Origin of the sequence: Arachidicoccus sp., from assembly GCF_050436765.1 — a bacterium.
GTDB lineage: Bacteria > Bacteroidota > Bacteroidia > Chitinophagales > Chitinophagaceae > Arachidicoccus.
In genome coordinates this window covers 1-5862 of record NZ_JBNQGD010000291.1, presented here as the reverse complement: position 1 = coordinate 5862, position 5862 = coordinate 1, and the positions used below count along the sequence as shown (strand labels likewise).

General features: G+C 38.0%; 3 protein-coding genes. All 3 read left to right on the top strand.

What is annotated here, in order from left to right:
• Positions 1-22 precede the first annotated feature (22 nt).
• Positions 23-1033 (top strand): LLM class flavin-dependent oxidoreductase, encoded by a 1011-nt coding sequence (locus tag ACQR30_RS12515; RefSeq protein ID WP_429735590.1) that lies wholly within the window; start codon positions 23-25, stop codon positions 1031-1033.
• A 1010-nt stretch (positions 1034-2043) separates the two neighbouring features.
• Positions 2044-4281: a fasciclin domain-containing protein gene (locus tag ACQR30_RS12510; protein WP_429735588.1), complete on the top strand. Its 2238-nt coding sequence runs from the start codon at positions 2044-2046 to the stop codon at positions 4279-4281.
• 17 nt (positions 4282-4298) lie between these two features.
• A partial coding sequence (locus ACQR30_RS12505) for a TonB-dependent receptor plug domain-containing protein (protein ID WP_429735586.1) occupies positions 4299-5862 on the top strand: 1564 nt, incomplete at its 3' end.

Sequence of the window (5862 nt, the reverse complement as noted above, 5' to 3'; positions counted from 1 at the left end):
CAAAACTCTATAAACGAGAAAAATGAAACCAAAGATAGCATTATCGAAAGTGGCCTTTTCTGTATTGGACCTGGTTCCGGTGAGAGAAGGATTTAGTCATAAATCCGCCATGGAAGCAAGTTTGGAACTTGCGCAACTTGCTGAACGTCTCCATTTTAAACGTTTCTGGGTGGCTGAACATCATAATGCACCCAGTATTGTAAGTTCGGCAACTGCTTTGTTGATTCAATATCTTGCCCAAGGTACAAAGTCCATACGTGTGGGATCCGGTGGTATAATGCTTCCCAATCATGCGCCCCTGGTTGTGGCAGAGCAATTTGGAACACTCGCCACTTTATTTCCTGATCGTATAGACCTGGGACTAGGCCGGGCCCCGGGTACTGATCAAATAACGGCGAGGGCTTTAAGACGACAGTATGTGGAAACTGTTCATGATTTTCCACGAGATATACAAGAGGTACAGTCTTATCTTTCGAAAGAGGGTACAGGAAGCGCCGTAAGAGCGATACCGGGAGAAGGAACAGAAGTGCCTATTTATATTTTGGGCTCCAGCACTTTTAGTGCGCAACTGGCGGCAACTCTCGGGCTACCCTATGCGTTTGCCAGCCATTTTGCACCGACCTATTTATCAGAGGCTTTACGTATCTATCGGGAAAACTTTAAACCTTCTTCACAACTAGCTTACCCTTATGTTATAGTTGGAGCGAATGTGGTAATGGCTGATACAGATAAACAAGCTGAGTACCTCGCTACTACCGGTAATTTATTCGCGCTCAATATTATACGCAATACAAGGCGTCCGCTACAACCCCCGGTAAATAATATAGATGACATTTGGGATATGTACGAGGCCGCGCATGTAAAGGATATGAGAAAGTATTCATTTGAGGGAAGTGCACAAACGGTAAAGGAAAAATTAGAAAAATTCACAGAAGAATTTGAACCGGATGAGATTATCTTTTCGTCTTATATCTATGATACAAAAGCCAGATTGCGTTGCTTTGAATTACTGAATAGCTTAAAACAACAATAAGCTGCAAGAAATAAGGTTATCTCTTTTTGCTAACGAAGATTATACTGCTCCCTGATGCATTGGTAATGCAACCATCCTTAGGTGGTTGCCTTGCCAATTGCATCTTACGCAATATCAAATTTCTGTAGAGTGCTGCCGAGTGCTACCATCTGTCAATATCAAGTGCTTCTTTGTATTTTGCTACAGTAACAGAGAAGAAATTTACCATACACATAAGACGGTGGATATGCAGTTAGACTTGCGATAAATGTACCCGTTCCCAAAGTTTCCATAAAGGAATGTATTAACGCGGGGTCCATAAATCTAGCGATAAAGGGAAGGATTTGCCCATCTGAATCGTGAAGCTATCATAATAATGGATTAATTAGCAGCCTATGTCTTGCCAATGCTACCAAGATTAAATTTCATATTTTTTTTAAAGAAAAAAATAATTAATTATGCTATACTAATAAACAACTATAAATAATTGATAAATATCATTATATGTATGTTTAATAAAATAATACATTTTTATAAAGATTAATTTTCACATAAAGCAGGATGGAGCAGGATGGTTAAATTATTGTTCTATTATAAGTTTGTTTACAAATAAACGTTAGTAATTAATCAAGTTGGGTTCAAAAAGGAAATTTGCCCGAAACAATAATTCAACAGTTTAGGTGTTTGTAAGAATTGCATGGCTATAGGAATTTATTTTTGATTGTGTATGCTATTTTCTTTTTATTAAAAGACGGAAGAATTTTAAGGTTTTTATTGCAACTTAATTGCAATCGATTGCTGTGCAGGTTATTAAATTTAAAATCAAAATAGGAATTAATGGGATTAGTTGCGTGTCATTTTTTATCGAGTGAAAGGGCAGAATAGCTATCTGCGCTTTCAAAGCTAACTTTGCATATGGTATAACACCGGCTATATGGTTTAATAAAAGTGTAGGGAAGTGAAATATCCCTATGGAAATTCTTATGTCATATTTTAAATACATTAAAAAAATTCATAAATAATAATGTGCTATGTATAAATCAAATGCTTTATTTATTTTATTAATAATGCTATTTTTTGGTTGCAGAAAAAAGGAGTGGAATTCCTTTTATGGAAGGCCTGATAACCTTGCACCGCCCATCTACCAGGTTTTGGATGGTCGGGGAAATTTCAAAGATCTACTGGCTGTTATTGACAAAAGTGGCTATAAAGAGACACTAAAAACCGGTGCAGGTTATTGGACATTTTTTGCACCTAATGACGCTGCTTTTGAAGATTATTTCAAGTCCAATAATATGAAAGGGGTTGAATCCATTGATTCTGCGACAGCCAGAGCAATGATTCAATATATGCTCATATATAATAAGTTTTCCAAAAGCACTTTAAACGATTATCAAGCGACAGAAAATAATACGGGGTGGACACTCAATGCTGCATTTAGAAGACGAACGGCTTATTATACCGGGTTTTATAAAGATACTTCCGATAATGGTCCGATAGAGGCCATTGCTTCAAATCGCAACAATATAGCCAGTTCTCTTACAGGTAATTATATTTCTTCTGACTATAATAATAAATACATTACCTATTTTATAGATAGTTATTTATCGTCCGCCGGCCTATCTGCATTTGATTATAATTATTTCTACCCCAATTCTAAATATACAGGTTTCAATATTTGCCAGGCAGGTGTAGTATCTGCAGATATTGATGCTGAAAACGGGATGATTCATGAAATCGACAAAGTTATCAGCCCCTTACCTAGTATCGACGAGTATTTAAGAAAACAACCACAGTATAGCAGTTTTTGGAAAATCCTGAACCGATTATATACCAATAATACCGTTCAGTTTATCTATAATGAAGATGCTACGCAGCGATACCAAACACTGACCAGAAATTCTGATAAAGTATACGTAAAAGCATATTCTCCCTTATTGGCTTATTCACCTAACAATGAAAACTTTCTAAAGATAGGTGATAATGACGGCCAGCAAGATTGTTGGACGATGTTTGCTCCCGATAATGAAGCGGTTGATGCCTATGTTAAAAACACTTTGTTGAAATATTATCCTTCATTGGATAGTGTCCCGATAAGTATTATTACGGATTTTTTAAATGCGCAGATGTTTCCCACCGCTGTCTGGCCATCTAAATTTCAATCGACGGTTAATAGCTTTTCTGAGCCCGCTCGTTTCGATCCAAGTTCAAATGTAATTGATAGAAAAATATTGAGTAATGGTATTTTTTACGGGACTAATAAAGTAGAGAATGCCGACATCTTTAGTACCGTCTTTAGTGAAGCCTACCTGAATCCCAAATATACTTTCATGACCCGTTTATTCAAAACAGCGGGGTTGAATTTGTTAATAGGTAAATCTAATATCCCTGTAAATATTTTTCTGATTCCTGATAGTGTTTTTGCCGCAGCCGGCTTTACCTATAATTCTTCCAGCGAAGAATTTAAATATAATGGAAGCACCAATGGTGTCCCGGACAGACTCGACAGAATCATAAGAACCTGTGTATATTTTGGGAACTACAAGACGGAAACAGACAACCTTTCGGGAAGTGGAATTGTAAAATCCGGAGATGCTGATGGTGAAGGAGAATACATAAAATTTAATAACAATGAAATAGTTACATCGGGTTTAGAGGATGCAGGCCTGGTTGCGCATGTAGACAGCAGTAAGACCTCGTCAAATGGTAAAGTATATTATCTCAATAATATTCTTACTTACTCTGAAAATGGTATTGGATACCAGTTAAACAAACTGGCTCCCGATGAGACTTCTGACTTCTACGATTTCTGGGAGTATTTGAAAAATTCCACCTCATTGTTTAATACAAGCACCAACGAAATTATCGGCTTAACGGGCTACAGTACGTTGTTTGTTCCCACAAACGCTGCTATCATGCAAGCGGTGAAGGATGGGTATCTACCAGGGGATCAATCCACGGGTGTACCTAAGTTCAATTCTACATCACCTAATGATATGGATCTGGTGCGTAAGTTTATACAATACCATGTTTTAGCCGATCATACAGCGGTACCCGACGGTAATACAGATCCCATGTTGTATAATACAGATCTTCAGAATGACATCGGCGTTACCTACCGGGTGAGAGTGGAGAATTATAAGGGCTCTATGAATTTAATCGACGATTTGGGACGTACTGCGCATGTGATTATTAATCAAAGTAATAATCTTTCCAACCGTTGTGTCATTCATTTAATCGACAATTATCTTCAATACAACAAAGACTAACTCCCTTAATATATATTATGAGAATTGTATTACAAAAATTATTAGTTTTTACCGTACTTACTGTTTTCTCGGGTCTGTTTTCTCTGGCCAATGCCCAAGATAAAGTTATAGTCACCGGTAAGGTAACGGATGTAAAAGGGGCTCCTTTAAGTGGTGTATCCGTTACGGAAACGGATAACGATAACCGGGTAATACGTGGTAGTATTACTGATTTGGAAGGTAGTTTTGCGTTACAAGTCACCGATGTAAAACATAGAATTTCGTTTTCTATTATCGGTTACAAAAGTCAGACAGATCTTGCTATAAATACACGACGTATCTATTTTATAAAATTGCAGGCAGAGTTATCGTCGCTAAACGATGTGCAAGTGATCTCACAAAGCACCATTGATAATGGCATGTTGCCAATAAAGAAGCGGAATTTAACGACTGCAGTTGACCATATCAACGCCAAAGAGATGGAAGAAATGCAAGCCACCTCTATTGACCAGGCATTACAAGGGCGGCTCGCGGGTGTTGATATTGCGGCCAATTCTGGTGATCCGGGCGCAGGATTACAGATTAGAATAAGAGGAACTTCTTCCATAAACTCCTCCGATAACCCGCTCATTGTTGTCGATGGTATGCCTTACGACACGGAAATACCTTCAGACTTTGACTTTGGAACGGCAGATGAACAAGGATATGCGGCTTTAATAAACATAGCCCCCTCCGATATTAAGGATATAACCATTTTAAAAGATGCCGCTGCAACTGCCATCTGGGGATCCAGAGGAGCAAGCGGTGTATTAATAATTAATACAAAACGCGGCAGCAGAGGTAAGCCAACGATTGCTTATACTTTTAAAGGATCGGTCTCTCCAAAAGCACAGTCTATTCCAATGCTTACCGGTGCTCAATATTCTGATCTGATTCCAGAAGAGTATATGAATAATAATGGTATTCCGCTCAATACCCAAACAGTGAACGAGTTTAAATACGATCCCAATGATCCCTATAATTATTACAATTATAGTAATAATACCAACTGGGTAGATGCTATCTCAAGGTCAGGAAATACGCAAGATCATAATATCTCCATGTCAGGCGGAGGTACTAAGGCTATGTATTACGCTTCTATGGAATATTTGACCCAAAAAGGCGTTACCATAGGAACAGATCTGACGCGCATTAGCAATCGCATCAATCTCGATTATGATGTTTCGGAAAAGATCCATATAAAAACTGATCTCTCTTTTTCCCATAGTGAAAATAACCGCAATTATTCAGATGGCGTGCGTAATGTAGCTTATATGAAAATGCCAAATATGGGCGTATATCAATTTGATGAGTTTGGTAATCTTACGCCGCTTTATTTTTCACCAGCGTCCAACATACAAGGGCAATATAGCAAAACCTATAATCCGGTTGCTTTAGCTGAAGCCGCCGTAAATAAAATCGTTTCGGAGCGAATAACGCCCAAGTTTAATATAAGATACCAGATTGCGCCCAGAACGCTGATGGCAACGGTAGACGTACAGTTTGATATAAATAGTACCAAAAACAAAAACTTTTTACCTCAAATAGCCACGGGATTAGGAT